The 23,545-nt window shown below is 64.5% G+C and carries 23 protein-coding genes; 17 read left to right on the forward strand and 6 right to left on the reverse strand.

From position 1 onward, the window contains the following. Positions 1–14: 14 nt before the first annotated feature. Positions 15–950: an ABC transporter substrate-binding protein gene (locus tag AC1L6K_RS04465; protein WP_480951521.1), complete on the reverse strand. Its 936-nt coding sequence runs from the start codon at positions 948–950 to the stop codon at positions 15–17. Between the two features lie 180 nt (positions 951–1,130). Then, on the reverse strand, positions 1,131–2,477 hold the full coding sequence (locus AC1L6K_RS04470; RefSeq protein ID WP_480951522.1) for an isochorismate synthase: 1,347 nt from the start codon (positions 2,475–2,477) through the stop codon (positions 1,131–1,133). A gap of 114 nt (positions 2,478–2,591) precedes the next feature. On the opposite strand from AC1L6K_RS04470, the gene AC1L6K_RS04475 reads away from it, so the two are divergent. The 3 genes from AC1L6K_RS04475 to AC1L6K_RS04485 are packed head-to-tail and all read left to right on the forward strand — an operon-like array spanning position 2,592 to position 5,774. Then, positions 2,592–3,320: a demethylmenaquinone methyltransferase gene (locus AC1L6K_RS04475; protein ID WP_480951523.1), complete on the forward strand. Its 729-nt coding sequence runs from the start codon at positions 2,592–2,594 to the stop codon at positions 3,318–3,320. 16 nt (positions 3,321–3,336) lie between these two features. Next, positions 3,337–4,674 (forward strand): geranylgeranyl reductase family protein, encoded by a 1,338-nt coding sequence (locus AC1L6K_RS04480; protein ID WP_480951524.1) that lies wholly within the window; start codon positions 3,337–3,339, stop codon positions 4,672–4,674. Further along, positions 4,671–5,774 (forward strand): polyprenyl synthetase family protein, encoded by a 1,104-nt coding sequence (locus AC1L6K_RS04485; RefSeq protein ID WP_480951525.1) that lies wholly within the window; start codon positions 4,671–4,673, stop codon positions 5,772–5,774. Before AC1L6K_RS04480 ends, AC1L6K_RS04485 begins: the two co-directional genes overlap by 4 nt. Positions 5,775–5,903: 129 nt before the next feature. Here AC1L6K_RS04485 and AC1L6K_RS04490 read toward each other — a convergent pair whose 3' ends face one another. From AC1L6K_RS04490 to AC1L6K_RS04505, 4 genes are all read right to left on the reverse strand, one after another. After that, a complete protein-coding gene (locus AC1L6K_RS04490; RefSeq protein ID WP_480951526.1) occupies positions 5,904–6,896 on the reverse strand; it encodes an endonuclease domain-containing protein in 993 nt (330 codons plus the stop codon). Between the two features lie 331 nt (positions 6,897–7,227). Next, on the reverse strand, positions 7,228–7,851 hold the full coding sequence (locus AC1L6K_RS04495; RefSeq protein ID WP_480951527.1) for a hypothetical protein: 624 nt from the start codon (positions 7,849–7,851) through the stop codon (positions 7,228–7,230). Between the two features lie 62 nt (positions 7,852–7,913). Next, positions 7,914–8,333: a hypothetical protein gene (locus tag AC1L6K_RS04500; protein ID WP_480951528.1), complete on the reverse strand. Its 420-nt coding sequence runs from the start codon at positions 8,331–8,333 to the stop codon at positions 7,914–7,916. Between the two features lie 50 nt (positions 8,334–8,383). After that, complete coding sequence (locus AC1L6K_RS04505) at positions 8,384–9,028, reverse strand: trimeric intracellular cation channel family protein (protein ID WP_480951529.1); 645 nt, start codon at positions 9,026–9,028, stop codon at positions 8,384–8,386. Between the two features lie 116 nt (positions 9,029–9,144). Between AC1L6K_RS04505 and AC1L6K_RS04510 the strand changes: the two genes are divergently transcribed. From AC1L6K_RS04510 to AC1L6K_RS04575, 14 genes are all read left to right on the forward strand, one after another. Beyond that, positions 9,145–10,086: an ABC transporter ATP-binding protein gene (locus tag AC1L6K_RS04510; protein ID WP_480951530.1), complete on the forward strand. Its 942-nt coding sequence runs from the start codon at positions 9,145–9,147 to the stop codon at positions 10,084–10,086. 1 nt (position 10,087) lies between these two features. Beyond that, a complete protein-coding gene (locus AC1L6K_RS04515) occupies positions 10,088–11,308 on the forward strand; it encodes an ABC transporter permease (RefSeq protein WP_480951531.1) in 1,221 nt (406 codons plus the stop codon). Positions 11,309–11,314: 6 nt separating this feature from the next. Next, positions 11,315–12,775, forward strand: a complete 1,461-nt coding sequence (locus tag AC1L6K_RS04520; RefSeq protein WP_480951532.1) for an MFS transporter — start codon at positions 11,315–11,317, stop codon at positions 12,773–12,775. A 75-nt stretch (positions 12,776–12,850) separates the two neighbouring features. Further along, entirely contained in the window at positions 12,851–13,546 is a 696-nt protein-coding gene (locus tag AC1L6K_RS04525; protein ID WP_480951533.1) for a sirohydrochlorin chelatase, read from the forward strand. 221 nt (positions 13,547–13,767) lie between these two features. Next, positions 13,768–14,703 carry a thioredoxin domain-containing protein gene (locus AC1L6K_RS04530; protein ID WP_480951534.1) on the forward strand — a complete coding sequence of 312 codons (936 nt, stop codon included), beginning with the start codon at positions 13,768–13,770 and terminating at the stop codon, positions 14,701–14,703. A gap of 177 nt (positions 14,704–14,880) precedes the next feature. Beyond that, positions 14,881–16,644: a nitrite/sulfite reductase gene (locus AC1L6K_RS04535; protein ID WP_480951535.1), complete on the forward strand. Its 1,764-nt coding sequence runs from the start codon at positions 14,881–14,883 to the stop codon at positions 16,642–16,644. Beyond that, complete coding sequence (locus AC1L6K_RS04540; RefSeq protein ID WP_480951536.1) at positions 16,641–17,357, forward strand: phosphoadenylyl-sulfate reductase; 717 nt, start codon at positions 16,641–16,643, stop codon at positions 17,355–17,357. Before AC1L6K_RS04535 ends, AC1L6K_RS04540 begins: the two co-directional genes overlap by 4 nt. Further along, positions 17,354–18,304: a sulfate adenylyltransferase subunit CysD gene (gene cysD, locus AC1L6K_RS04545; RefSeq protein ID WP_480951537.1), complete on the forward strand. Its 951-nt coding sequence runs from the start codon at positions 17,354–17,356 to the stop codon at positions 18,302–18,304. Before AC1L6K_RS04540 ends, cysD begins: the two co-directional genes overlap by 4 nt. Further along, positions 18,304–19,701, forward strand: a complete 1,398-nt coding sequence (locus tag AC1L6K_RS04550) for a sulfate adenylyltransferase subunit 1 (protein WP_480951538.1) — start codon at positions 18,304–18,306, stop codon at positions 19,699–19,701. Before cysD ends, AC1L6K_RS04550 begins: the two co-directional genes overlap by 1 nt. A gap of 177 nt (positions 19,702–19,878) precedes the next feature. Then, a complete protein-coding gene (locus AC1L6K_RS04555) occupies positions 19,879–20,334 on the forward strand; it encodes a VOC family protein (RefSeq protein ID WP_480951539.1) in 456 nt (151 codons plus the stop codon). Positions 20,335–20,551: 217 nt separating this feature from the next. Continuing rightward, positions 20,552–20,773 (forward strand): hypothetical protein, encoded by a 222-nt coding sequence (locus tag AC1L6K_RS04560; protein WP_480951540.1) that lies wholly within the window; start codon positions 20,552–20,554, stop codon positions 20,771–20,773. Positions 20,774–20,950: 177 nt separating this feature from the next. Further along, positions 20,951–21,604 carry a nicotinamide riboside transporter PnuC gene (gene pnuC, locus AC1L6K_RS04565; RefSeq protein WP_480951541.1) on the forward strand — a complete coding sequence of 218 codons (654 nt, stop codon included), beginning with the start codon at positions 20,951–20,953 and terminating at the stop codon, positions 21,602–21,604. A 2-nt stretch (positions 21,605–21,606) separates the two neighbouring features. Next, positions 21,607–22,725, forward strand: coding sequence for an AAA family ATPase (locus AC1L6K_RS04570; protein WP_480951542.1), 1,119 nt, complete (start codon positions 21,607–21,609; stop codon positions 22,723–22,725). Then, positions 22,722–23,513: an NUDIX hydrolase gene (locus AC1L6K_RS04575; RefSeq protein WP_480951543.1), complete on the forward strand. Its 792-nt coding sequence runs from the start codon at positions 22,722–22,724 to the stop codon at positions 23,511–23,513. The genes AC1L6K_RS04570 and AC1L6K_RS04575 overlap by 4 nt, the downstream gene beginning before the upstream one ends. Positions 23,514–23,545 lie beyond the last annotated feature (32 nt).

A 23,545-nucleotide genomic window follows, 5' to 3' on the forward strand; every position in this document is an offset into this window, starting at 1 on the left:
ATGCGGCTCAACGGCTAGCCCGCCGCCGGGTTCAGCACGGCTGCCTTCAAGGCGCCGTCCTGGTTGTTCCAGGTGGTGAGGATCTTGGTGTAGCTGCCGTCTTCGATGAGCTTGTTCATGACCTTTTCAACCACTCCGGCAAACTCGGTGTCGGACTTGGCGATGGCGATGCCCTGCTCGGCGGAGTCGTAGGCTTCGCCCAGGGTTTCCAACTGGCCGTTGGTCTTGGCCAAGGCGTTGTTGATGATGGGGGTGTCGGCACTCATGGCGTCAATGGTGCCGCCGACCAGACGCGTGGTGACGTCTGTCTGGTTTTTCAGCGACACGATCTCGATGGCCGGCTTGCCGTCGGCAACACACTTGGCGGAACGGTCCTTCACATCGGGATCTTCCTCGACGGTGCCGGTCTGCACACCAATCTTCTTCCCGCACAGGTCATCCATGCTGATGGCCTTGGGGTTGCCCTTCTGCACAGCCCACATGACGCCGGCGTTGAAGTAGCTGACAAAGTTCACTGCCTCCGAACGCTCGGGAGTGATGGTGAAGGATGAAAGGCCCAGGTCGTAGACGGTTCCCAGCTTGGGCAGGATCGAGGAGAAATCCGCTGTCTGGACCTCGGCCTTCTTGCCCAGGGTGGCCGCGATCGCCTTGGCGATGTCCACGTCGTAGCCGATGGGCGTCTGGCCGTCCTTGTCCAGGAACTCGGCCGGCTCGTAGGACGTGTCGGAGCCCACTGTGAGGGTGGCCTTGTCCTTCACGGAGGCGGGCAGCAACGCGATCAGGGCGTCGTCCTTGGCCACGGTGGTGGGATCAAACGCGGCAGGCTGCGATGCTCCTCCGCTGCCTTCCGTGCCGCCATCCTGAGATGCTGTTGTGCATCCTGTCAGTGCCAATGCTGCGACGGCCGCAATGGCGGCCATGCGTACTGTCAGCTTGGTTGAGATTTGCATTGTTGTCCCTTTGTTTCTTGAAGCACTGCGTACTTGGAGCACTGCATAGATGGAATATAGTCTAGCGCTGGGTGATTTGCATCACGGTGAACAATGTTTCACCATTGAACAACCTAAAGTCGCCGCATGCAAGGCGCACAGGACCGCCGGTGTCTGAAACTCCGGACACGGGAGGCTGGGTTATGGATGGTTGGGCAGACCCAGGGCCTGCAGCATGGGCCTGAATTTCGCCCACGTTTCGGCAAGCTCCGCCGCCGGATCGGACGCCTCCACAATGCCCGCGCCGGCGTACAGGCGCACGTTGCGGTCCCCTTCCAGCATGGCCCCGCGGAGGGCGATGCCCCACTCGCCGTTGCCCGCCCCGTCGAGCCAGCCGACAGGCCCGGCGTAGGGCCCCCGGTCCATCTTCTCCAGTTCCAAAATGAGCTGCCCGGCATCTTCACGCGGTGTCCCGCAGACCGCGGCCGTGGGGTGCAGGGCCTCAACCAAGGCCAGCGAGGTGGGCAGGTGGCCGTTGGAGCTGGCCAGCTCAGCCTTGACGTCGGAAGCCAGGTGCCAAACATTGGGGAGCTCCAAAATGAAGGGCTCGGCCGGGAATGAGAGGTCGGTGGCGAACGGTGCCAGCTGCCGGGTCAGGGACCGAACGGCAAAGTCATGCTCCTGCCGCTGCTTGGCGGAGCCGCCCAAAACGGTGTCGGCGAAGCCGGTGGAACCGGCGGGTTCGTCCTCGCGGTCAAGTGTCCCTGCCAGCACCCGTGCCTGCGCTGTGGAGCCGTCAACCTTGATCAAAATTTCGGGTGTCGCACCCACCAGGCCACGCACGCCGTAGGTCCAGCATTCGTCGTAAAGGCGCACCAATCGTTGCAGAATTGAAACCCTCTGCACGGGCTCTGCCAGCGTTGCCACGACATCCCGCGCCAAAACCACCTTTTCCAGCCCGCCGCGGGCGATGGCCTGCACTCCGGCGCGCACGGATTCCATCCATTCCGCTTCGGTGAGAGCCCCGGAACGCACGGTGCCCGCGGAGGCGGGGCCCGGCGTCGAACTTTCCGCTGAGGCAGACCCGGCGGCCGCTGCGCGCAGGAGCGCCACGGCAGACTCCGGGGTGGGAACCGTGCCGTCGAGGCTCAGCTGGGTGAGCCAGGCGGTTCCGTCAACAAAGCCGACCACGAGCTCGGGGACGATCAAGACAGAGTCGAACGCGCTCCTTTTTGAGAAGGAAAAGGAGCCGAAGGCCATGGCGCCGGTGCCCGGCATGCGCACGGAATCGTCGACGTGGGCGGGGGCCAGCAGCTCCTTCCACCACTGTTCGGCGTCGGAAAAACGGCCGGGGCCGGAGCCCGTGAAGGTGGCGATCTCGCCAAAGCCCAGCAGGCCCTCGCCGCGGCGCAGCCAGCACAGCGGGCCCTCGTCGGAAGCCGCGCCCAACAGGCCGGCGGGACCTGTCACGCCAAGGCCCGCCAGCGTGGCTGGATCCAGGGCCAGGGTGAGTGTGCGCAGCGAAGGGGTGCCCAAGGAAGCAGTCATGATGAGTCCAGATTACTCGCCCGGGCACCCAACGGAGGTGCAGCGGCGGTGTGATGGCCCACAAGCGGTGCAGGCCAATGCGCGAAGCTGGGCAAAGTTTGAGACACTAAGGGGGTGAACCGTGCATCCTTGGAGAAGCGTCCGGAAGAAATGGCCGCCATGTTTGACGACGTGGCGCCAAAATACGACATCGTCAACGATATTTTGTCCATGGGCCAGACGCGCCGGTGGCGCCGCATCGTGGTGGACGCCGTGGGCGCCGTGCCCGGCCAACGGGTATTGGACCTGGCCGCAGGCACGGGCACTTCCAGCGAACCGTTTGCCGACGCCGGCGTGTCGGTGGTTGCCTGCGACTTCTCGGTTGGCATGTTGAAGGTTGGCAAGCGCCGGCGCCCCGACATTGACTTCATCGCCGGGGATGCCACCAACCTGCCCTTCGCCGAGAACTCCTTTGACGCCGCCACCATTTCCTTTGGGCTGCGCAACGTCATGGACCCGAAGAAGGCGCTGCGCGAGATGCTGCGCGTGACCAAACCGGGCGGCAAGCTGGTCGTGGCCGAGTTCTCCCACCCCACCTTTGCCCCGTTCCGCACCGTCTACTCCGAATACTTGATGCGGGCGCTGCCGCCGATCGCCAAAAAGGTGGCCTCCAACCCGGACGCCTACGTTTACCTGGCAGAGTCCATCCGGGTGTGGCCCAACCAGGACAAGCTCTCGACCTGGCTGGCAGAAGCCGGTTGGGAAAGCGTCGCCTACAGGAATTTGTCCGGCGGCATCGTTGCGGTGCACCGGGCCGTCAAGCCCATGCAGGTGGCGGCCCCCGCCCCTGCCGCCACCAAATAAAGGAACCCCACCCACCGTGAAGGTACTGATCGTAGGTGCCGGCCCCGCCGGATCCACGGCCGCCTACCACCTGGCCACCGCCGGGATCGAGGTCACCGTGCTGGAAAAGACCCGCTTCCCGCGGGAAAAGGTCTGCGGCGACGGACTCACCCCGCGGGCCGTGCGTGAAATGCAGCTCATGGGCCTGCCGCACGACCCCGCCGAAGGCTGGCGCCGCAACAAGGGCCTGCGCCTGATCGCCGGCGGCCGCCAAATCGAGGTGCCTTGGCCGGAACTGAGCAACTTTCCCAGCTACGGCCTGATCCGCACCCGGCTGGGCTTCGACGAGTCGCTCGCCGCCCATGCCAGGGCTGCCGGCGCCGTGATCCTTGAGGGCCACTCCGTCACAACCGCCTTGACGGACGACGCCGGAACTGTCGTCGGTGCCAGGGCGTCGGTATTGGACGTGGCCGGGCGGAAGACGGGCGAAACCGCTGACTTCCATGCCGACGTCGTGCTTGCCGCCGACGGGAACTCCACCCGTACCGCCGTTTCTCTGGGGCATGAAAAGCGCGACGACAGGCCCATGGGCGTCGCCTACCGCACCTACTTCACCTCGCCCCGGCATGACGACGAGTGGATGGAAGGCTGGCTGGAACTGACGGCGTCCTCCCAGTCGGGACAGCCCGGCAAGACGCTGCCCGGCTACGGCTGGGTGTTCGGCGTCGGGGACGGCACGTCCAATGTTGGCCTGGGCATCCTGAATTCCTCCAAGGAATTCGGGAAGCTGGACTACCGCAAGGTGCTGCGCGACTGGACGGCGGCCATGCCGGCGGAGTGGGGCTTCACCCCGGAAAACCAGGTGGGACCGATCCGCGGCGCCGCACTGCCCATGGGCTTCAACAGGACGCCCCACTATTCCGACGGGCTGATGCTCCTCGGGGACTCCGGCGGGATGGTCAGTCCCTTCAACGGCGAGGGCATCTCCTACGCCATGGAATCTGCACGGTTCGCGGCGGAGTTCATTGTCAGGGCGGCAGGGACAAACTCGCGGCTGGCCGCCAACCACGCTCTGTCCGGCTACAGCGGCTTCGTCCGCGAACAGTGGGGAAGCCACTTCACGCTGGGCCGGGTCTTCGCGTCCCTGATCGGCAATCCCGGCATCATGAAACTGGCCCTGCGCACGGGCATGCCGGTGCCGGTGTTGATGCGTTTTGTGGTGCGGCTGATGGCCAACCTCACCGACGCGGACGAACGGGGTTTTGAGGATAGAGTGATTCATCTACTGGAAAAGCTGGTCCCCGCGACCAGCAATCAGGACAGCACCCGCACATCCAAGCAACAATCCCTACCAATAGTTAGTGTTAAGCAGTGACTACTTCCGCGAACCATAGCTGGACCCACGCCGGTCAAGGGCACCCTGAATCGTACGACCCCAACCCCAGCACCATGGCGATCGCCACCGGGCTGCAGCTGCCGTCCGGTTTTTCAGCCGTGGCCGAGGACCCGGATCTGGGCCCCTCGATCGCCATGGGTCTGGCCAGGGTGGAGAAAGTGCTGCGGGAAGCCATTGCCCATTCGGACCCGCTGGCCGACGCCACCAGCCGCCACCTGGTTGAAGCAGGCGGCAAACGCATCCGCCCGCTGCTGGTGCTCCTTGCCGCCCACCTGGGGGATCCGGGCCGGAAGGAAGTGGTGCAGGCCGCCGTCGTGGTTGAACTGACGCACCTTGCCACGCTCTACCACGACGACGTCATGGATTCCGCGCCCTACCGCCGCGGCGCCCCCACGGCCCACGAAGTTTGGGGCAACACTGTTGCAATCCTGACCGGGGACCTCATTTTTGCCCGCGCCTCCATCCTGGTGTCCGAGCTGGGTGCCAAGGCGCTGGGCATTCAAGCCCGCACCTTTGAGCGCCTGTGCCTTGGCCAGCTGCACGAAACGGTGGGTCCGCGCGAAGACGAAGACCCGATCGAGCATTACCTGTCTGTCATCGCCGACAAGACCGGCTCCCTGGTTGCCGCTTCGGGGCAGCTCGGGGCGATCTTTGCCGGGGTTGAGGAAGGGATTCAGCAGATTTTGCTGGAGTACGGCGAAAAAGTCGGGATGGCCTTCCAACTGGCCGACGACGTCATTGACGTGACGGGCTTGAAACAGGTCTCCGGCAAGTCCCCGGGCACCGACCTGCGCGAAGGCGTGCCGACCCTGCCGGTGCTGCTGCTGCGCAATGCCGCTTCCGGCGGAGATGCCGACGCCGCAGCTGTGCTTGAGCTTGTCGACGGCGACCTGGCCAGCGACGAAGCACTGGCCGCGGCCGTGACGGCCCTGCGCGAGCACCCTGTCACAGCTGAATCGTGGGCCGTGGCCCGTGAATGGTCGAAGGCAGCCATCGCCGCCCTGGTGCCGATGCCCGAGGGCATTGTGAAGACAGCACTGGCAAACTTCGCCGAGGCGGTCGTCTCCCGCGACGTGTAGGCCCCCGTTTGCGGCTCGTTGCGGCGGGGAGTCTCCGCGAGAGCGCAGGAAACGTCGCATTGAGCGTCCATGGGGACGTTTGGTGGACACTGACCGCGCGGTCAGTGTCGTGGGGGTGAAGCCGCCGGCCTAGCCGAAGTCCTTGCGCGTGTTGAGCGCTCCCAGAAGGGACTGGCCGGCCAGGTTGTCTGGATCCGGCCACCCGCCCCGCACAAGCATCCGTGCAATTTTTGTCACCACCATGAGCTCCCCGCATCGCATATCGTCCTTGTTGATCACGACCTGGTGCCACCCCAAGGACCCGGTGATGAAGTTCCGGTCGTGATCCTTGGATTGCTGCTGGGGCGAAAAGTGGTGCTCACCGTCGTATTCCGCACACGTCTTGTATTCGGGGCAGGCCAGATCAGGTTCCACGAGTGAGTTGCCGGCCGCGTCGGTGATCTTGACATTTGGCTCGAAATTCGGCAGCTGTGACCTGTGGATGATCAAGCGCAGCCGGGTTTCCGGAGGCGAATCGGCCCCGACCCTGACCAGCTCCATGGCAGCACGGAGCTTGCGCATTCCCCGGGCTCCTGCGTTTTGGGCAACGCGGGCATTCAAGGCGTCAATGTCAACGATGGCAGTCTGGACCCACCCGTTGTACCTTCGGTGGGAACAGACGAGCTGGTCGCCAATGACCACCAGCTCGTCAAGGGTGAGCAGCGGTGCGATGTCGAGCAGGGTCCGTGCGGCGGACGTTACCGGAACCCCTCCTGTGACAACAACATCGGACGCCGCGAGCTGCAAGCGGTGGCCCGTGACGTGCTTCCGCCGGGGCGGTGCGCTTCCCTTGGGCGTGGATAGGTCAAATGTATTGACGGCATTGAACCGGGATGGCAGATAAAAGCCATGGATCTTCGCCGCCGTGATGTGGCTGACCACGCTGCGTTCTGTCACCGCCGTGTATGGCCGGCACCTGTCAAGCAACCCGCAGTCAGCGTTTTGGGGGACCCTGATGCCCTGACTCGGGGTCCATAGGTCCTTGGCCCGGGTGCGCCGGACGGAGACGCGTGCTTGGCGGGCCTGCGCCAAGGTGAAGGGGCGTTGGGCAAGATGAAGTGGCAGCGGCGATGGTCTTCTCATACGTCCAGTAGGACGCAAATTGGGCCGCTGCAGGGATGGAACCGCGACAAACGGGCAGATCTGTGGACAACGGCGGCCTTGATCCCTGTAAAACACAAAAAATGGGCGGCCGCGGGCAATTCGACGTCGAAACCAGCCCGAGGGGGCGCCTGCAGCGACGCGAGAGCACACGAAACGTCGCTATGGCCGGCCTTAGCGACGTTTCGTGTGCTCTCGCGCCGGGTTGGAACAAATTCCGGCCGGGCCCCCTTGTCTCAAGGCAGCGTTCAGGTGTGTCAAGGCGCCAGGGACGCAGAGAGAGCTGCCGGCAGGTCGACGGAGAGGCTGATCCTCAATGAACGGCAGGATCGATCGGAACCTTCGGTCCGGCGCCCCAGCCCGGCAGGTTGAAGGGGCTGACACGCTCTTCGCTGTCGTTCCAGTGCGACGGGGCGTTCCGGCGTCGTGCTTCAGCCTCGGACGCTGTGGCCAGGCCGGCGTCGTCAACGCTGAGCAGCATGCCGCTGTGCTGGAGGTTGAAGAAGCGGATCACGATCCGGCGGCCGTTGACGTTCCACACACCGGCCGGGACCACCGGGTCGTGCCACGGATTGGCAGCTTCCCCGTAAAGGGTGGTGAGCTGGCTGCGGATGTCCTCAAAGCCCTGCCGAGTGGAGGGGTTGTCCGTTTCCATGGAGGAATACAGCTGCAGGCTGATGCCAAGGAAGCGGCCGCTGTAGGAGGTCCACGACGAAGACAGTTCACCTGTCAATCGTGTGCGCAGGGCATAGTGCGTGACGGTCGGGGCCGTGGCGGCGTCGTCCCAGCAGGCACCGGAGGTAAACCCCAGGCGCTCGAACCAGGCCTTGCGGTCAAAATCAGAGCGGGGCCACATGCCCTCGACCAGTTTTTCCACGAGGCCCGCAACCTCGGCCGGATTGGGAATCAATGCGTTTAACGGCTCATGTGCGTCCATGAACCCACGCTACCGCTACCGGAGGAATATTCCCATAGTCCGGCCGGTCCAGTTGCAGGAGGTCAGTCCTCGTCGCCGAACACCCAGTCGAGCATGTCGAACACAAACTCGCTGAAGGTGCCTTCTTCGTTGATCCATTCACCGGTGGCGTTGTTGCGGCGCCACACAATGGGATCCGGGACATCGGCCTGGTCGGCAAGCATGCCCCAGGTGTAGGCCTCGTCCTCGTCCTCAAGGAACAACAGGTAACCATCCTCGATTTCAAGTTCTTCGGGGTCCCAGAAGTAGTAGTAGGCCTCCATGAGTTCTTCGCAATTGCCCAGTGCGTGCAGGAATTCGCGCAGCGCCAACGGAACAGTGATCCGCAATTCGTCAAAGACCGCGTCAAGGTCTGCCAGGGCAATGCCGTCGGCTTCCTGCCACGTCCCCTCCAGATACATGGGGACCAGGGCGCGGAACTTCTCTAGGAACATGTCAGACATTCAAATCTCCGAAAATTGGCGTGCAAGGCGATGATGCGGTGCCTCCAATTCTAGCCGTGACGCGGCAGCCGCGGTGCCCAGCTCCGGGCCGCCAGCGGTGCATGCCAGCCATAGTGCAGGCTCAGCAGGCGCAGCAGGAAGACAACGACGGCGGCCAAGGTTCCGGTGGGGAGGTTCAGCCATCCCATGGACCAGAGCCCGGTGGCCAGGGTGGCGCCGACGAAGGCAGGAATTGCGTACAGGTCCTTGGGGTCAAAAAGCTTGGGCACCTCATTGGCCGAGATGTCGCGGAGCAAGCCGCCGCCGACAGCCGTGGTGACACCCAGCAGGATGGCGGCGACCGGGTTCATTCCCGCATCCAGTGCTTTCACGGAACCGGTGACGCAAAACAGGGCCAGCCCGCCGGCATCGAACATGAGCAGCAGCCGGGCGTTGCGTTGCACATTTTGCACGGTGAAATACACCAGCGCCGCCGCGGCCAGGGGAGGCAGCAGATACAGCTGGTTCTCGAACGCGGCCGGAGGTCCCTGGTCGAGGATCACGTCCCGCACGATGCCACCGCCAAGGCCCACCATGGAGCCCAGGAACACCGAGCCCACCAGATCGAAACCCTTGCGGGCCGCCAGCAAACTGCCGGAGACGGCGAAGAAGAAGACGCCCAAAAGGTCCAGGAGCAGCGGCAGGTCAATGGTCATGGATGGCAATCGTGGGTCGGCGGCCGGAAGGTGGGGTCAGCGCCAAGCCTAAGACCTGCACGGAAGGCGGGCAAAATGCCTGTCGCACGGAGGCTGTTTGTGACTACGCTGGCAAGATGACCGTCGCACAGCCGCTGATCCACATTCACGACTTCCACATGCACTTCGGAGCCAAGAAAGTCATTGAGGGGCTGTCCTTTGATGTTGCGCGCGGGGAAACCTTTGGTTTTCTGGGCAGCAACGGCAGTGGAAAGACGACGACGATCAGGGCCCTGCTGGGCATCTACCGGCCGACTGCGGGAACCCTTGAGATCAACGGGAAAGTGTTCGGCGACGACTTTGGTTCCCGGCTCGGCTACCTGCCTGAGGAGCGAGGGCTGTACAAAAAGGAATCGGTGCTGGATGTGATGACGTACTTTGGCCGGCTCAAGGGACTTTCGAAACAAGAGGCACAAAACTTTTCGCGGCAGTATCTGGACCGGGTCGACCTGGCCGACAAGGCTGATGTGCGCGTGGACAAGCTGTCGGGCGGGGAGCAGCAAAAGATCCAATTGGGCGTGACAATCATGAATGAGCCCGAGTTGTTGATCCTTGATGAGCCGACCAAGGGCTTTGACCCGGTGAACCGGCGGCTGCTGATGGACATTATCGAGGAACGCAAGGAAGCCGGCGCCACCGTCATGATGGTCACCCACCAGATGGAGGAGGTTGAGCGGCTCTGCGACCGCATCATCCTCCTCAAGGACGGCCGCTCCGAGGCGTACGGGACCATTGACGAGGTGCAAAACCAATTTGGCGGCAGGACCATCAGGCTGAAGCATTCCGGTGCCATTCCGGCATCGCCGCACTATGCAATCACCCTGCAGGAGACCAACTACGCCGAACTGTCACTGGCAGAGACCGTGGACGAATCCGAGGTGTTGAAGGACCTTGTCCTGGCCGGTGTCGTGGTGCGTGGTTTTACGGCAGCCAAGCGCAGCCTGGACGACATCTTCATCCAGGTCTACGGCGAGGCGGCCAAGGAAACTGCCGCCGCAGCTGCAGGGCGGGTGGGCTGACATGGCCCGGCACAATCTGGGCACGGTGGTGCAATTTGAGTTTGTCCGGACGGTGAAGAAACGCCGTTTTTGGATCGCCACGCTGGCGATTCCCGTGCTCCTGGGCATCGTTTTTGGCTTGGTCTTTGCCAGCAGTTCTTCCACGCAGTCCCGCACCGCGGCCCAGAAAAGCCAAACCCTTGAGTTCAGCTACACCGATGCCTCAGCCTTGATTGACCCGGCGATCGCCAAGTCCATGGGAGGTTCGGTGGAGAAGGAGCCGGGCACCGCCGTCGAACGGGTCAAGGAAGGCAGCCTGAACGCCTACTTCAGCTTCCCCGCCAGCCTGGCGAAAGACCCGGTCCTGGTGTTTGGCACCGACCACGGCATCTTCAAGAACGGCACGTACGACGCCGTGGCCAAGCAGCTCGTGGTGCTGTCCGCCCAGCAAAAGGTTGGTTCGGCGGAACTGACTGCGGCGGTCCAAGGCAATTTCAGCACCGAATCGCAGACGTTCAAGGCGGGCCAGGTGTCGGGGGGATTGGAAACCGTGGTGCCGCCGCTGCTGTTTTTGGTGTTGTTTTACGTGGTGATCATCCTGCTCGCCAACCAGATGCTGGCGTCGACGCTGGAGGAGAAGGAAAACCGGGTCACCGAGATGATCCTGACAACCCTGAACCCCACAACGCTGGTGGTCGGCAAGGTGATTTCACTGTTCCTGGTGGGTGCGCTGCAGGCCTTGGTGTTTGCCGCACCGATGGTGCTCGGCTATGTGTTCTTCCACGAGCAGCTGGCCATGCCCGACTTTGACCTTTCCAACCTGAAGTTCCAGTTCCTGCCGATGCTGGTGGGGGCGCTGCTGTTCACCGGCGGCTTCATCTTGTTCACGGGGGTGCTGGTGGGCATCGGCGCCGTCATGCCCACGGCCAAGGATGCCAGCGCGGTGTTTGCACCCGTGATGATCATGATGTTCATCCCGTTTTACATTGTGACGATGGTTGTCAGCGACCCGGGGTCGGTCATAGTGCAGATCTTCACGTTTTTCCCGTTCACGGCGCCCATCACGGCGATGCTGCGCAACGCTTTCGGCTCGCTCAGCGGTGTCTCGGCGGCAATCGTGATTGCCGAACTCTTTGTCTTTGGGGTCATTGCCCTGCGCGTGGCCGTGCACCTGTTCCGCTACGGATCCATCGAGTATTCCCGCAAGCTCTCACTGCGCACGGCGTTCGCCAAGAGGAACTGAGCCGCCATGGAACGCTTGCCGCGCCGTGTTCTGTGGGTGGCCATCCTGGCTTCCTTTGTCGCGTTTCTTGACGGCGCCATCGTCAATGTCGCCCTGCCCGCCATGACCCGGGACCTGGGCGGCGGCATCACGACGCAGCAGTGGGTTGTGGACGCGTACCTGCTGGCGCTTGGCTCGTTAATCTTGGTGGCTGGCTCGCTGTCCGACACTTTTGGCCGTGTGCGGATCCTGCGCGCCGGGCTGCTGATCTTTGGCCTTGCCTCACTGGCCTGCGCGCTGGCTCCGAGTGCGCCTTTTCTCATTGTGTCCCGGGCGGTGCAGGGTGCCGGAGCCGCGCTTTTGGTGCCCAGTTCGCTTGCCCTGATCACCTCCACATTCAGGGGTCCCGCGCAGGGGAAGGCGATCGGCTCCTGGACCGCCTGGACCGGCACGGCATTCCTGGCCGGCCCGCTGGTGGGCGGGCTGCTCGTGGACTACGCGAGCTGGCGGCTCATCTTCGCCATCAACGTCCTGCCCATCGCCGCCACGCTGCTTCTGCTGCGGGGGCTTGCGCTCCCAGGTCCTGTTGTGCGCGGTACGGTGGTGCCCGGTCCGGCGGTGACAGGTACGACGGCGACCGTGCCCGCCCCCGTGCCCGTCGCCCGGGTGCGCCCAGCCAAACGGGTCGATTCCCTCGGGGCGGTGCTGGCCGCCGTCGGACTTGCCGGAACTGTGTTTGCCTTGATCGAGCAGGACCGGCTGGGCTGGGCAAATCCGGCCGTGTTCCTGCCGTTTGCCGTGGGGCTTGCGTCGCTGGCGGCGTTCCTGTGGTGGGAGAAGCGTGCGCCGGCCCCCATGATGCCCCTTGGGCTGTTCCGGATCCGCAACTTTGGCATCGGCAACATCGCCACCACGTTTGTTTATGCGGGGCTGTCCCTCGGGCAGCTGATGCTGGTGTTGTTTCTGCAGGAAATCGCCGGATTCACGGCAGCCCAGGCCGGGCTTGCCTCCTTGCCGGTGGCCATCATCTCGCTTCTCCTGGCCGGGCCGTTCGGGGCGCTGGCGGGAAGATATGGGCCCCGGCTGTTCATGGCTGCCGGGCCCATGGTGGCAGGTGCGGGCTATTTGCTGATGGCGTCGGTGGCCGTTCCGTTCAATTTCTGGCTCCAGATCCTGCCCGGCCAGGTGGTGTTTGCCGTGGGGCTTTCGATCACGGTGGCGCCCTTGACGGCAGCCATCCTTGGCGCCGTGCCGGTGAATCAAAGCGGCATCGGCTCGGCCATCAACAATGCTGTTTCCCGGGTTGCCGGGCTGATAGCGGTGGCACTTGCCGGGGTCATGCTGGGCGGGGTCCTGGACTATGGCTCCTTCAAGCGCGTCATGGTCATTACGGCGGTGTTTTTTCTGCTGGGCGGCCTTGTCTCGGCCGTGGGAATCAGCAATGCGGCCGCCCACCGGCTGAGAGTGGCTGCGGGCGATGTCTCCTGACGCAACATGGCCTATGGCCAGCCCACCCGGTGCCGTAAATTGTCAAACCACGAGCTTCTTGAAAGGACACTGAACATGTCGCACGAAACTGTCATGATTGCCTGCGCCCACGGCACCAACAATGCCCGTGGTCGGGAACGCATCAACCAGCTCCGGGCTGACATTGCTGTGTTGCGCCCCGGCCTGGCGGTGTTGGAGGCCTATGTTGATGTCCAGTCGCCGGCGCTCCCGGATGTGGTTGCGGCGCTGGCTTCCGGTGTTCGGGCCGTGGTGGTCCCGCTCCTGCTGACTGTGGGCTTCCATGTACAGGTGGACATCGCCCAGGCCGTTGCGTCGCGGGCGGGCACGCAGGCAGCGGCCCCGCTGGGCCCCGACCCCCGTTTGGCCAAGCTGCTGGATGAGCGCCTGGGCGGGCTGCCGGCCGATTGGGGCATTGTGCTGGCAGCGGCGGGATCGTCCCGGCCGGAGGCGGCCGAACAGATTGAAGTTTTGGCCGCTGACTTGGCAGTGCGCCGACCGCAGCGGGTAGTGGCAGCTTATGGGGCCAGCGCGAAGCCCTCGGTGTCCGATGCGGTGGCACAGTTGCGGGCCGGGGGAGCTGCCGGGGTGGCGGTTGCCTCCTATCTGCTGGCGCCTGGCTATTTTCACGATGAACTTGCCAAGGCCGGCGCCGACGTGGTGGCCGAACCGCTGCTGCCCTCAACGTTGTTGGCCCAGCTGGCCCTGGAACACTTCGACCGGGCTGTTTCTGCCGCGGCGACAACCGGCTGAGACAATGGACGGGATCCATTCCCAAAGAAAGGCTTCCTGTGGGGGAGAACCCAGACCAAGGTCACGACAACGCCCAACCCGGGCCGCCCGCCTGGCAGGTACCCGCCGGGCAACCACAGTACGGGCCGCCCGCTGGGCCGCCCGCCGGGCAGCCACAGTACGGTCAGCCGTATCCCCAGGCACCTTACGGGCAGCAGAATCCTCCGCCCGGTGCTTACGGCATGCCTCCGGTCAAGCAGGAAACCACGAACACACTGGCCATCGTGTCCTTTGTGTCGGCTTTCCTTGTCAGCCTGGCGGCCATCATTACCGGGCACATTGCGCTGGGACAGATCAAGCGAACGGGGCAAAAAGGCCGCGGCCTGGCGCTGGCTGGTGTGATCATCGGTTACGTGGGGGCGGTGGCCACGGTGCTGGGCCTCATTGCTGTTGTCGTCGCGACAATCCTCGCCGGGGGAGCGGCGTCCGAATACGGGAACACCTCCGATAAGGAGCCGGTGGGTGTCCCAGCCAGCATGAATGCCTACGGCGGCATCGCTTTTGGAGTGGACGGGAAGGTTCTTGTGCCCGCCGTCCAGCAGGGGAATCAGGATGCGCCCACACCATCGCAGGATCCTGCGAACGTGGCCGACATCGGCATCAAGGCTTCGGCCAGCGGCGAACCCGCACAGGTCGTGGTTTACCTGGATTTCCTGTGCCCGCACTGTGCAGCCTTTGAGGCGGAGCACGGAGCGTCCTTGCAGACCCTCCGCGACCAAGGCAAGATCACCCTCGAGTACCGCCCGGTGGGATTCCTGGACAGGCAGTCCCTCGGCACCAAGTACTCCACCCGGTCTGCTGAAGCGGCAGCCTGCGTGGCCGAGGACTCTCCCGAAAGTTACCAGGGATTTGTGGATTCCCTCTTCGCCCAGCAGCCGGACATGAACAAAGACAGCCTGGACAACAAGGCCCTGGCACAGTTGGCCGCCGAGGCAGGAGCCGGCGACATCGAGGGCTGCCTGATAAACAGGGACTTCCAGCGGTTCGTGGGGAATTCGACCCGGCTGGCCACCGACTACGGGGTCACGGGAACGCCCACAGTGTTTGTGGACGGCCAACAGTGGAAAGCCGGCTCCTTTGCGGACTTCTCCGGGAAGATCCTGGACGCCAAAAAGTAAAGCCAACCCGGTGATGCCCCTGCGCACCGTGCGCACCCGGTCCGGCGTCGGCCTCCCCAAACGGAACCCGCAAGCACACCCGGGTGCACAATGGTGCGTGTGACGATTTGTTGCCCAAGGTGAAGCCGCGTTGCATTCGTGATTGGCGCGGCTGCAGTGCCAACCTACGCTCGTTTTATGACACAGACAGCTCTAGCCGGAGCGCAGGCCCCTGGCAGTGAACCCAACCCCGCCGAGGCACCCGCCAAGCGCGCCGTTCGGGCACGCCCGGCCGCCAAGCCGCACGGACAGTGGAAGGTTGACGGCACCGCGCCGTTGAACCCCAACGAGACGTGGAAGCAGGAAGACGGCGGTCTGAGCGTCCGCGAGCGGATCGAAACCATCTACGCCGACGGCGGCTTCGACAGCATCGAGAAGACCGATCTCCATGGCCGCTTCCGTTGGTGGGGGCTGTACACCCAGCGCAAGCAGGGGATCGACGGCGGCAAGACCGCAACGCTTGAGCCGCACGAGCTCGAGGACAAATACTTCATGCTCCGGGTGCGCATCGACGGCGGTGCGCTGACCACCGGGCAGCTGCGCGTCATCGGGGCGATCTCCACGGAGTTTGGCCGGGACACCGCCGACCTTACCGACCGCCAGAACGTGCAGCTGCACTGGGTGCGCGTCGAGGATGTGCCGGAAATTTGGAAGCGTCTCGAGGCCGTGGGCCTGTCCACCACGGAGGCCTGCGGCGATGTGCCGCGCGTCATTCTCGGCTCCCCGGTGGCCGGCATCGCCAAGGATGAGATCATCGATCCCACCCCGCTGATCCGTGAGCTGAGCGAACGCTTTATCGGCAACCCCGACTTTGCCAACCTGCCCCGCAAGTACAAGACCGCCATCACGGGCCACCCGTCGCAGGATGTCGTGCACGAGATCAACGACTTCGCCCTGGTTGGCGTGGTGCACCCCGAGCTGGGCGCCGGCTACGACCTCTGGGTGGGTGGCGGATTGTCCACTGCGCCCCGCCTGGCCGAGCGCCTGGGCGTCTTTGTGTCCCCCGAGGTTGCCGCCGAGGTGTGGCTCGGCGTCACGAGCATCTTCCGCGACTACGGCTACCGCCGCATGCGCACCAAGGCCCGGCTGAAGTTCCTGCTGGCCGATTGGGGACCGGCCAAGTTCCGCCAGATCCTGGAGGACGAGTACCTCGGGCACAAGCTGCCCGACGGCGAACCCGCCCCCAAGCCCACCTCGCCCGGCGACCACATCGGTGTGCACGAGCAAAAGGACGGCAAGTTCTTCATCGGCGTCACGCCCACTGTGGGCCGTGTTTCGGGAACCACGTTGACTTCATTGGCCGATGCCCTTGAGTCCCATGGTTCCTTCCGCCTGCGCACCACCCCGCATCAGAAGCTCGTCATCCTTGACGTGCCGGCCGAACAGGTTGAGCCGCTCATCACGGCGTTGGACGGCCTCGGCTTGTCCGCCCGCCCCTCACTGTTCCGCCGTTCCACGATCGCCTGCACCGGTATCGAGTACTGCAAGCTGGCGCTCGTGAACACGAAGGAAACCGCCGCAACGGCCATCACACAGCTGGAGAAGCGCCTCGCGGACCTGGTCGACACGGGCGTTCTGACACAGCCGATCGCGCTGAACATCAACGGCTGCCCCAACTCCTGTGCCCGGATCCAGACAGCGGACATTGGCCTCAAGGGCATGATGCTTCCCACGGACGACGGCGGCACCGCCCCCGGCTTTCAGGTTCACCTCGGTGGCGGGCTGGCTACCGACAACCGGGTTGAGGCCGGCCTGGGCCGCACCATCCGCGGCTTGAAGGTCACGGCTGCCGGGCTGCCCGACTATGTGGAGCGTGTGGTGCGCCAGTACGTTGGCGCCCGCCTTCCCGAGGAAACCTTTGCAGAATTTGCCCACCGCGTTGATGAGGAGCTGCTGAAATGACAACCGCAACCGCCCTCCGAACCCATGACGAACTGAAGGCGATTGCCGCCGCAGGCGCAGCGGAGCTGGACTGGAACGCGTCCGCCCAGGAGGTCATCGCCTGGGTGGCGCGGAACTTCGCCACCGGTGCTGCCGCCGTCGCCTGTTCCATGGCAGACGCCGTGCTGCCGGCACTCGTGGCCGACCAGCTGCCCGGCGTCGACGTGCTGTTCCTTGACACCGGCTACCACTTCCCGGAAACGTACGCCACACGGGACGAGGTGGCCGAGAACCTGCGCGTCAACATCGTCGATGTGCTGCCGCTGAACACCGTGGCGGAGCAGGATTCGCTGCTGGGCAAGGACCTTTTTGCCCGCGACCCCGCCCAGTGCTGCGCGCTGCGCAAGGTCGAGCCGCTGTCCCGTTCCCTGTCAGGGTACGAGCTGTGGTTCACAGGTGTGCGCCGCGACGAGGCCCCCACCCGCACCAACACGCCGCTGGTGGTGTGGGACGAAAAGAACGGGCTCGTCAAGGTCAACCCCGTCGCCGACTGGACGTACGAGGAGCTGATCAGCTACTCCGAGGACAACCTTTTGCCCGTGAATCCATTGCTAGGCCAGGGCTACCCGTCCATCGGCTGCGCACCCTGCACCAACAAAGTGGCCCCCGGCGCCGACCCCAGGTCCGGACGCTGGGCCGGAACCTCCAAGACAGAATGCGGGCTACACGTATGAGCACCCAAACCATCGACCAAGACCTGAGTCCGGACGCCGCAGCGGCTGCCCCGGCCGAGCTGAACTCCCTGGACCTGCTCGAATCCGAAGCCATCCACATCATCCGCGAAGTTGTGGCCGAGTTTGAGCGCCCCGCGCTGCTCTTCTCCGGCGGCAAGGACTCCGTGGTCATGCTGCACCTGGCCACGAAGGCCTTCTGGCCCGGCAAGGTGCCGTTCCCCGTGCTGCACGTGGACACCGGCCACAACTTCCCCGAGGTCATCGACTTCCGCGACCGCACGGTGGAGCGGTTGGGCCTGCGCCTCGAAGTGGGTTCGGTGCAGGACTTCATCGATTCCGGCGAGCTGGCGGAGCGCGCCGACGGCACCCGCAACCCGTTGCAAACGGCGCCGCTGCTGGATGCCATTGCCAAGAACAAGTTCGACGCCGTTTTCGGCGGCGGCCGCCGCGACGAGGACAAGGCCCGCGCCAAGGAGCGCATCCTGAGCCTCCGTGACGAGTTTGGCCAGTGGGATCCGCGCAACCAGCGCCCCGAGCTGTGGAACCTGTACAACGGACGCCACACGGTGGGCCAGCACGTGCGTGCGTTCCCCATCAGCAACTGGACCGAGCTGGACATCTGGCGCTACATTGCCCGCGAGAACATCGAGCTGCCGGGACTGTACTACGCCCATGACCGCGAAGTGTATGAGCGCGATGGCATGTGGCGCGCCGTGGGTCCGGTCTCGGAACCCCGTCCCGATGAGGACGTCGTCACCAAGCAGGTCCGCTACCGCACCGTGGGGGACATGTCGTGCACCGGCGCCGTGGCCTCCGATGCGACCACCGTCCATGACGTGGTCCGCGAAGTTGCCGCCTCCACCCTGACCGAACGTGGCGCCACCCGGGCCGATGACCGCATCTCCGAGGCAGCCATGGAAGACCGCAAGAAAGACGGCTACTTCTAATGAGCACTGTTACCACTTCCCTGGTCGAGCCTGTCGAAACACCGCTCGAGCAGTCAACGCTGTTCCGTTTCGCCACGGCCGGATCCGTCGACGACGGCAAGTCAACCCTGGTGGGCCGCTTGCTCCACGATTCCAAGGCCATCCTGGCTGACACGCTCGACGCCGTCACCCGCACCTCGGCGGACCGCGGCTTCGGCGGCGAGAACGGCAGCACCCAGAAGATCGACCTGGCGCTTCTGACCGACGGCCTGCGTGCCGAGCGCGAGCAGGGCATCACGATCGACGTCGCCTACCGCTATTTCGCCACGGACCGCCGCAGCTTCATCCTCGCGGACTGCCCCGGGCACATCCAGTACACCAAGAACACGGTGACGGGCGCGTCCACTGCGGATGCCGTCGTCGTCCTTATTGATGCCCGCAAGGGTGTCCTGGAGCAGACCCGCCGGCACCTGTCGGTACTGCGACTGCTGCGCGTGCCCAACGTGGTGGTGGCCGTGAACAAGATCGACCTGGTCGATTTCAGCGAGGACGTTTTCCGCACGATCGAGACCGATGTGAAGGCGGTTGCCGCCAGCATCGCCCTGAACGATGTTGTGGTCATCCCGGTGTCCGCGCTGGAGGGCGACAACGTGGTGGACCGCTCAGCCCACACCCCCTGGTACACGGGTCCCAGCCTGCTGGAGCTGCTGGAAACGCTGCCAACCACAGATGAACTGGAGCGCGGGCTGGAGCCGTTCCGCTTCCCGGTCCAGCTGGTGGTCCGGCCGCAGGGTGCGCTGGCTCCCGAGCTTGCCGCCGCGGACGACGCCGGAGCCTCCTTCCGCGATTACCGCGCCTATGCCGGCCAGGTCGCCTCGGGCGCCGTCTCGGTGGGGGATGAGATCACTGTGCTGCCGTCGGGCCGGAAGGCCTCCGTGGTGGGCATTGACTTTGCCGGCCGTTCGCTCGAGAAGGCGGTGGCGCCGCAGTCGGTGTCGCTGCGCCTGAGCGAGGAGATCGACATTGCCCGCGGCGATGTCATCGCGGCAACTGGCACCTTTGGCGAGGTCAGCCAGGACCTGTACGCGGAACTGTGCTGGCTGTCCGACAAGCCGCTGCGCGAAGGATCCAAGGTGCTGATCAAGCACGGCAGCAAGACCGTGCAGGGCGTGATCCGCGCGGTGTCCGGGAAGCTGGACCTTGAATCGTTTGCGTACCAGGCCGCGTCGGGGCTGGAGCTCAACGACATTGGCACTGCCCAGATCCGACTGGCCTCGGCGCTGCCGATTGAGACGTATGCGCGCCACCGCCGCACCGGCGCGTTCCTGGTGATCGACCCGCAGGACGGCAACACCCTTGCCGCGGGCCTGGTCAAGGACCATCCCGGCGACCACGAGGACGAGCGCTACAGCATCTAGCGGCACCTTCCAGAAAATGCCGCCGTTCGCGCATAATGCCGCCGTTATACCTACGGCATTATGCGGGAACGGCGGCATTTTTCGTCCAAAAGTCCATTGACACTGCCGCGGAGGTTCGGCAGCATGAAAGTATCCGGACATCCACCGGCTCTTTATGCTGTAACCAGGGAGAACGCCATGGCCACACAAGTATTCGTCAACCTTCCCACCAGGGACCTGGACCGCTCCAAGGCCTTCTTTGAGGGGATTGGGTGGCCCGTCCAGCCGAATTTCACCGATGAGAATGCCGCCTGCATCCTCGTCGACGAGAACATCTACCTGATGGTGCTCACTCCGGCGTTTTATGCGACGTTCACGGACAAGGCGATTGTTGATCCCAGCACGCACCTGCAGGTCCAGACGGCGCTGAGCCGGGAAAGCCGTAGCGACGTGGACGCGATGCTGGAGAAGGTGCTGGCCTCCGGCGGCAAGGAGCCCCGCCCCGCCCAGGACATGGGATTCATGTACTCCCGCGACTTCGAAGATCCCGACGGCAACCTGTTCAGCGCCCTGTGGATGGACCCCAAGGCGGCGGAGCAGGGCCCCGAGGCGTTCATGGCGGAGCAGCAGGACGACGGCCTGGGCCGCGCCTGAGAGATGTTAGGGGGCAGTATCCAATTGGTGCCGGCCCGCATGGCGATTCTTTTCTTCTGAACCATTGCCCCGGACCCCTCCCAGGGTGCCCAGATCGTTCGTGACCTACGGGGAACACGTCGCCATGGCTGGAAATTTCGGGGAATCACCATGGCCGGAGCGGCAGGGAGCGGCGGTAAAAATGTACTTGCCCGCGACGGCGTGATTGGCTGGCGATATGGCCATCCTCGAGTTCCTTGGAATTACCAAACAATCAACCGGATCACGCCGCCGCGTCACTGGAGTCGACATCGGCTCCATCATCATCGTGGTGGGGTGCGTGTCCCTTTTTAGCAGGGCCCGGACTGTATCGGTAGCAATCATCGCGGTTGGGGTGGTCGTCTTCATTGTCGGCGCGGCCGGGGTTCTCTTTGCCCGCAAAGAGACGCGCCAACATTAGGCAGCCGCGTTGAACTGAACACCGTTGGTGCCAACTTCCTTCAGGAGGTTGGCACCAACGGCATTTAAAGCCACCCGCACGGCCGGAGGCGGGCCCCGAGCCCAATTCTTCCGAGGGCAGCCATACCGTGATACTCTTATTATCAAGTAGATAATAACTCTGCAAGGGGGGGGCATCATGACCACGCTGATCGATTGGTTCAACGCCACAGCATTCACCCTGCTCAATAATCCCGTGAGCTGGGTTGAAGTCATTGGTTTCGTCACGGGCGCCGCCTGCGTGTGGGGCGTGGCCCGGCAGAAGATCTGGAACTGGGGTGTCGGCATCCTGAACAACATCGCCTTCGTGATCTTGTTCCTTGGAGCCGGACTTTACGGTGAAACACTCCTGCAGGTCATCTTCGCAGCGATTGCGGTCTACGGCTGGATCAAGTGGTCGCGCGGGGCCGCCGGAACCGCAGGCAGCAATGACCTGCCCATCCGCAACGCAACGCGCGTTGAGGCTGGGACTGGACTTGCCGCCGTCGTACTGGCAACGGGGTCCATCGCGTTCCTGCTGCACGCCGGCACCGATTCACAGGTGCCCATCCCGGATGCGTTCGTGCTGGCGGCGTCGCTCGTGGCCACGTACGCGCAGGCGAAGAAGATCTTCCGGCACTGGTATGTGTGGATTGTGATTGACTTGGTGTCGATTCCCCTCTACTTCAGCCGCGGCCTGGCACTGACGGCGATCCTCTACATTGGGTTCCTGGGCCTGTGCCTCTACGGCCTGGTGGGCTGGAACCGCCTCCGCAGCATCGACAACCGCGAACCCGCAATGGCAGGAGCCTGACCATGAATGCGAAACCACTGTTCACGAACGCGCTGGTCATTGGCAAGTTCTACCCGCCGCACGCCGGACACAAGCACTTGATTGAAACGGCCGCTGCCGGAGCCGCCCATGCCTACGTGTTGGTCCAGGGGAGCCGTTTCGAGTCGCTCACGGTGGCACAGCGTGCTGACTGGCTGGGTGAAGAGTTCGACGGCGGCAACGTCACTGTCATTCCTGTCCGCAACGACTGCCCGGAGGACTACGCCAGCGACGAGATCTGGACGGCGCAGCAGGAGAACATGCGCCTGGCACTGAAAGTCCGCGGCGTGACAAGCATTGACGCCGTTTACACTTCGGAGGGCTACGGCGACAGGCTGGCCGAGGCCTTTGGTGCCGTGCACGTCCCAGTCGACCCGCAGCGCCAAAAGCACCCTGTCAGCGGGACCATGTGCCGGGGCGACCTGGCCGGCCAATGGCCCCAAATACTCCCGGCGGCCCGACGCGGACTGGCCGTCCGCGTGATCGTGGTGGGTGCGGAATCGACCGGCACCACCACGCTCAGCGAGGCCCTTACCTCGCACTACCGCCAGCAGCTCCCCACTGTGCGGGATGTTCCGGAGCACGGCCGCTATTACACCTACGAAAAGCTCGAGGCGCTGCAGGCGCAACAGCCGGACGCCACTGTCGAGGACCTGGCCTGGACCGATGTCGACTTTGGTGTCATCGCCGCCCGCCAAACCGCCCTGGAACAAGCCGCCGCCGAGGCCGCCCCGCTGGTCATCGCCGACACCGACGCCCTGGCCACCACCCTGTGGGAGCGCTACTACCTGGGTGACGGCAGCTACGGTTCCTATGACGCACTGACCCACCTGCCGCGCCGCGACGTGTACCTGCTCACCGACCACAACGGCGTCGACTTCGAGGCCGACGGCTGGCGCGAGGGCGAGCACCGCCGCCCCGAAATGACCGAATGGTTCAAGGAAATGCTGACGGACGAGGGCCACTCGTGGATCCTGATCACCGGCAGCCGCGAACGCCGCATGGCCACCGCCACGGCCGTCATCGACGCCATGCTGGCGCAACAAGCAGCGTTCACCGCCCCGGCGTGGTCGGCCCCCACCGTGTTGGCGGCGGCAGCATGAACCCCTCCACGCACGACGCCGGGTCCCGGCACCCAGCCGCGGCGGGACCTGCCGCTGTGGTTCCCGACAGGGACGCCGAGTTCCTGGCCGGATACGATCCCACGGCCTTCCCGCCCGTCGCGCTGACGGTGGATCTGGCGGTGTTTGCCATGGCGAACAAGGTCCTGCATGTGGCTCTCGTTGAGCGCGGTGCCCAGCCGTTTCTTGGCCGGTGGGCGCTGCCCGGCGGATTCGTGGGACCGGATGAAAATGCGCTGGCGGCGGCACATCGGGAATTGGCGGAGGAGGCGGGGCTGGATCTTGGCCAGCACCGCGTGTTTGTGGAACAGCTGGCAACCTTCAGCGCCCCGGAGAGGGATCCGCGGATGCGGGTGGTTTCTGTGGCCCACCTTGTGCTGCTGGCCGGCAACGGCGAGACACTGCCAACGCTGGCTGCGGGCACTGACGCGGCCAAGGCGCGCTGGGTGCCCGTGCATGGGGTGGAGGCGGGCACCCTGGCCTTTGACCATGCGGACATGCTGTCCGCAGCCTTGGAGCGGCTGGCGGGAAAAATGGAATACACCACCCTGGCCACCCGGTTGGTGCCGGAAGAGTTTACGCTTTCGGCCCTCCGGGACGTCTACAGCGCCGTCTGGCGGGTGGACCTGCCGGCAGGAAACTTCACCCGCAAAATGCGCCCGTCCCTGACCCCGACGGGAGGGAAGGTGCAGTCGGTGGGGGCTCCGGCGTCGCTCTTCACTGTGGGCCGGGAATGGATTTCGCCACCCTGGAGCCGGCCACAGCCCTAAGGCATCGGCCTCCTTGAATGGCCGGCACCCTT

Source organism: Specibacter sp. BI4, from assembly GCF_056680095.1.

Coding starts and splice junctions, on each gene's coding strand:
- AC1L6K_RS04570 (WP_480951542.1), top strand. CDS start 21,607: ATGAATGCGAAACCACTGTTCACGAACGCGCTGGTCATTGGCAAGTTC.
- AC1L6K_RS04525 (WP_480951533.1), top strand. CDS start 12,851: ATGTCGCACGAAACTGTCATGATTGCCTGCGCCCACGGCACCAACAAT.
- AC1L6K_RS04465 (WP_480951521.1), bottom strand. CDS start 950: ATGCAAATCTCAACCAAGCTGACAGTACGCATGGCCGCCATTGCGGCC.
- AC1L6K_RS04500 (WP_480951528.1), bottom strand. CDS start 8,333: ATGTCTGACATGTTCCTAGAGAAGTTCCGCGCCCTGGTCCCCATGTAT.
- AC1L6K_RS04530 (WP_480951534.1), top strand. CDS start 13,768: ATGCCTCCGGTCAAGCAGGAAACCACGAACACACTGGCCATCGTGTCC.
- AC1L6K_RS04515 (WP_480951531.1), top strand. CDS start 10,088: ATGGCCCGGCACAATCTGGGCACGGTGGTGCAATTTGAGTTTGTCCGG.
- cysD (WP_480951537.1), top strand. CDS start 17,354: ATGAGCACCCAAACCATCGACCAAGACCTGAGTCCGGACGCCGCAGCG.
- AC1L6K_RS04540 (WP_480951536.1), top strand. CDS start 16,641: ATGACAACCGCAACCGCCCTCCGAACCCATGACGAACTGAAGGCGATT.
- AC1L6K_RS04490 (WP_480951526.1), bottom strand. CDS start 6,896: ATGAGAAGACCATCGCCGCTGCCACTTCATCTTGCCCAACGCCCCTTC.
- AC1L6K_RS04535 (WP_480951535.1), top strand. CDS start 14,881: ATGACACAGACAGCTCTAGCCGGAGCGCAGGCCCCTGGCAGTGAACCC.
- AC1L6K_RS04495 (WP_480951527.1), bottom strand. CDS start 7,851: ATGGACGCACATGAGCCGTTAAACGCATTGATTCCCAATCCGGCCGAG.
- AC1L6K_RS04505 (WP_480951529.1), bottom strand. CDS start 9,028: ATGACCATTGACCTGCCGCTGCTCCTGGACCTTTTGGGCGTCTTCTTC.
- pnuC (WP_480951541.1), top strand. CDS start 20,951: ATGACCACGCTGATCGATTGGTTCAACGCCACAGCATTCACCCTGCTC.
- AC1L6K_RS04470 (WP_480951522.1), bottom strand. CDS start 2,477: ATGACTGCTTCCTTGGGCACCCCTTCGCTGCGCACACTCACCCTGGCC.
- AC1L6K_RS04550 (WP_480951538.1), top strand. CDS start 18,304: ATGAGCACTGTTACCACTTCCCTGGTCGAGCCTGTCGAAACACCGCTC.
- AC1L6K_RS04510 (WP_480951530.1), top strand. CDS start 9,145: ATGACCGTCGCACAGCCGCTGATCCACATTCACGACTTCCACATGCAC.
- AC1L6K_RS04575 (WP_480951543.1), top strand. CDS start 22,722: ATGAACCCCTCCACGCACGACGCCGGGTCCCGGCACCCAGCCGCGGCG.
- AC1L6K_RS04555 (WP_480951539.1), top strand. CDS start 19,879: ATGGCCACACAAGTATTCGTCAACCTTCCCACCAGGGACCTGGACCGC.
- AC1L6K_RS04560 (WP_480951540.1), top strand. CDS start 20,552: ATGGCCATCCTCGAGTTCCTTGGAATTACCAAACAATCAACCGGATCA.
- AC1L6K_RS04520 (WP_480951532.1), top strand. CDS start 11,315: ATGGAACGCTTGCCGCGCCGTGTTCTGTGGGTGGCCATCCTGGCTTCC.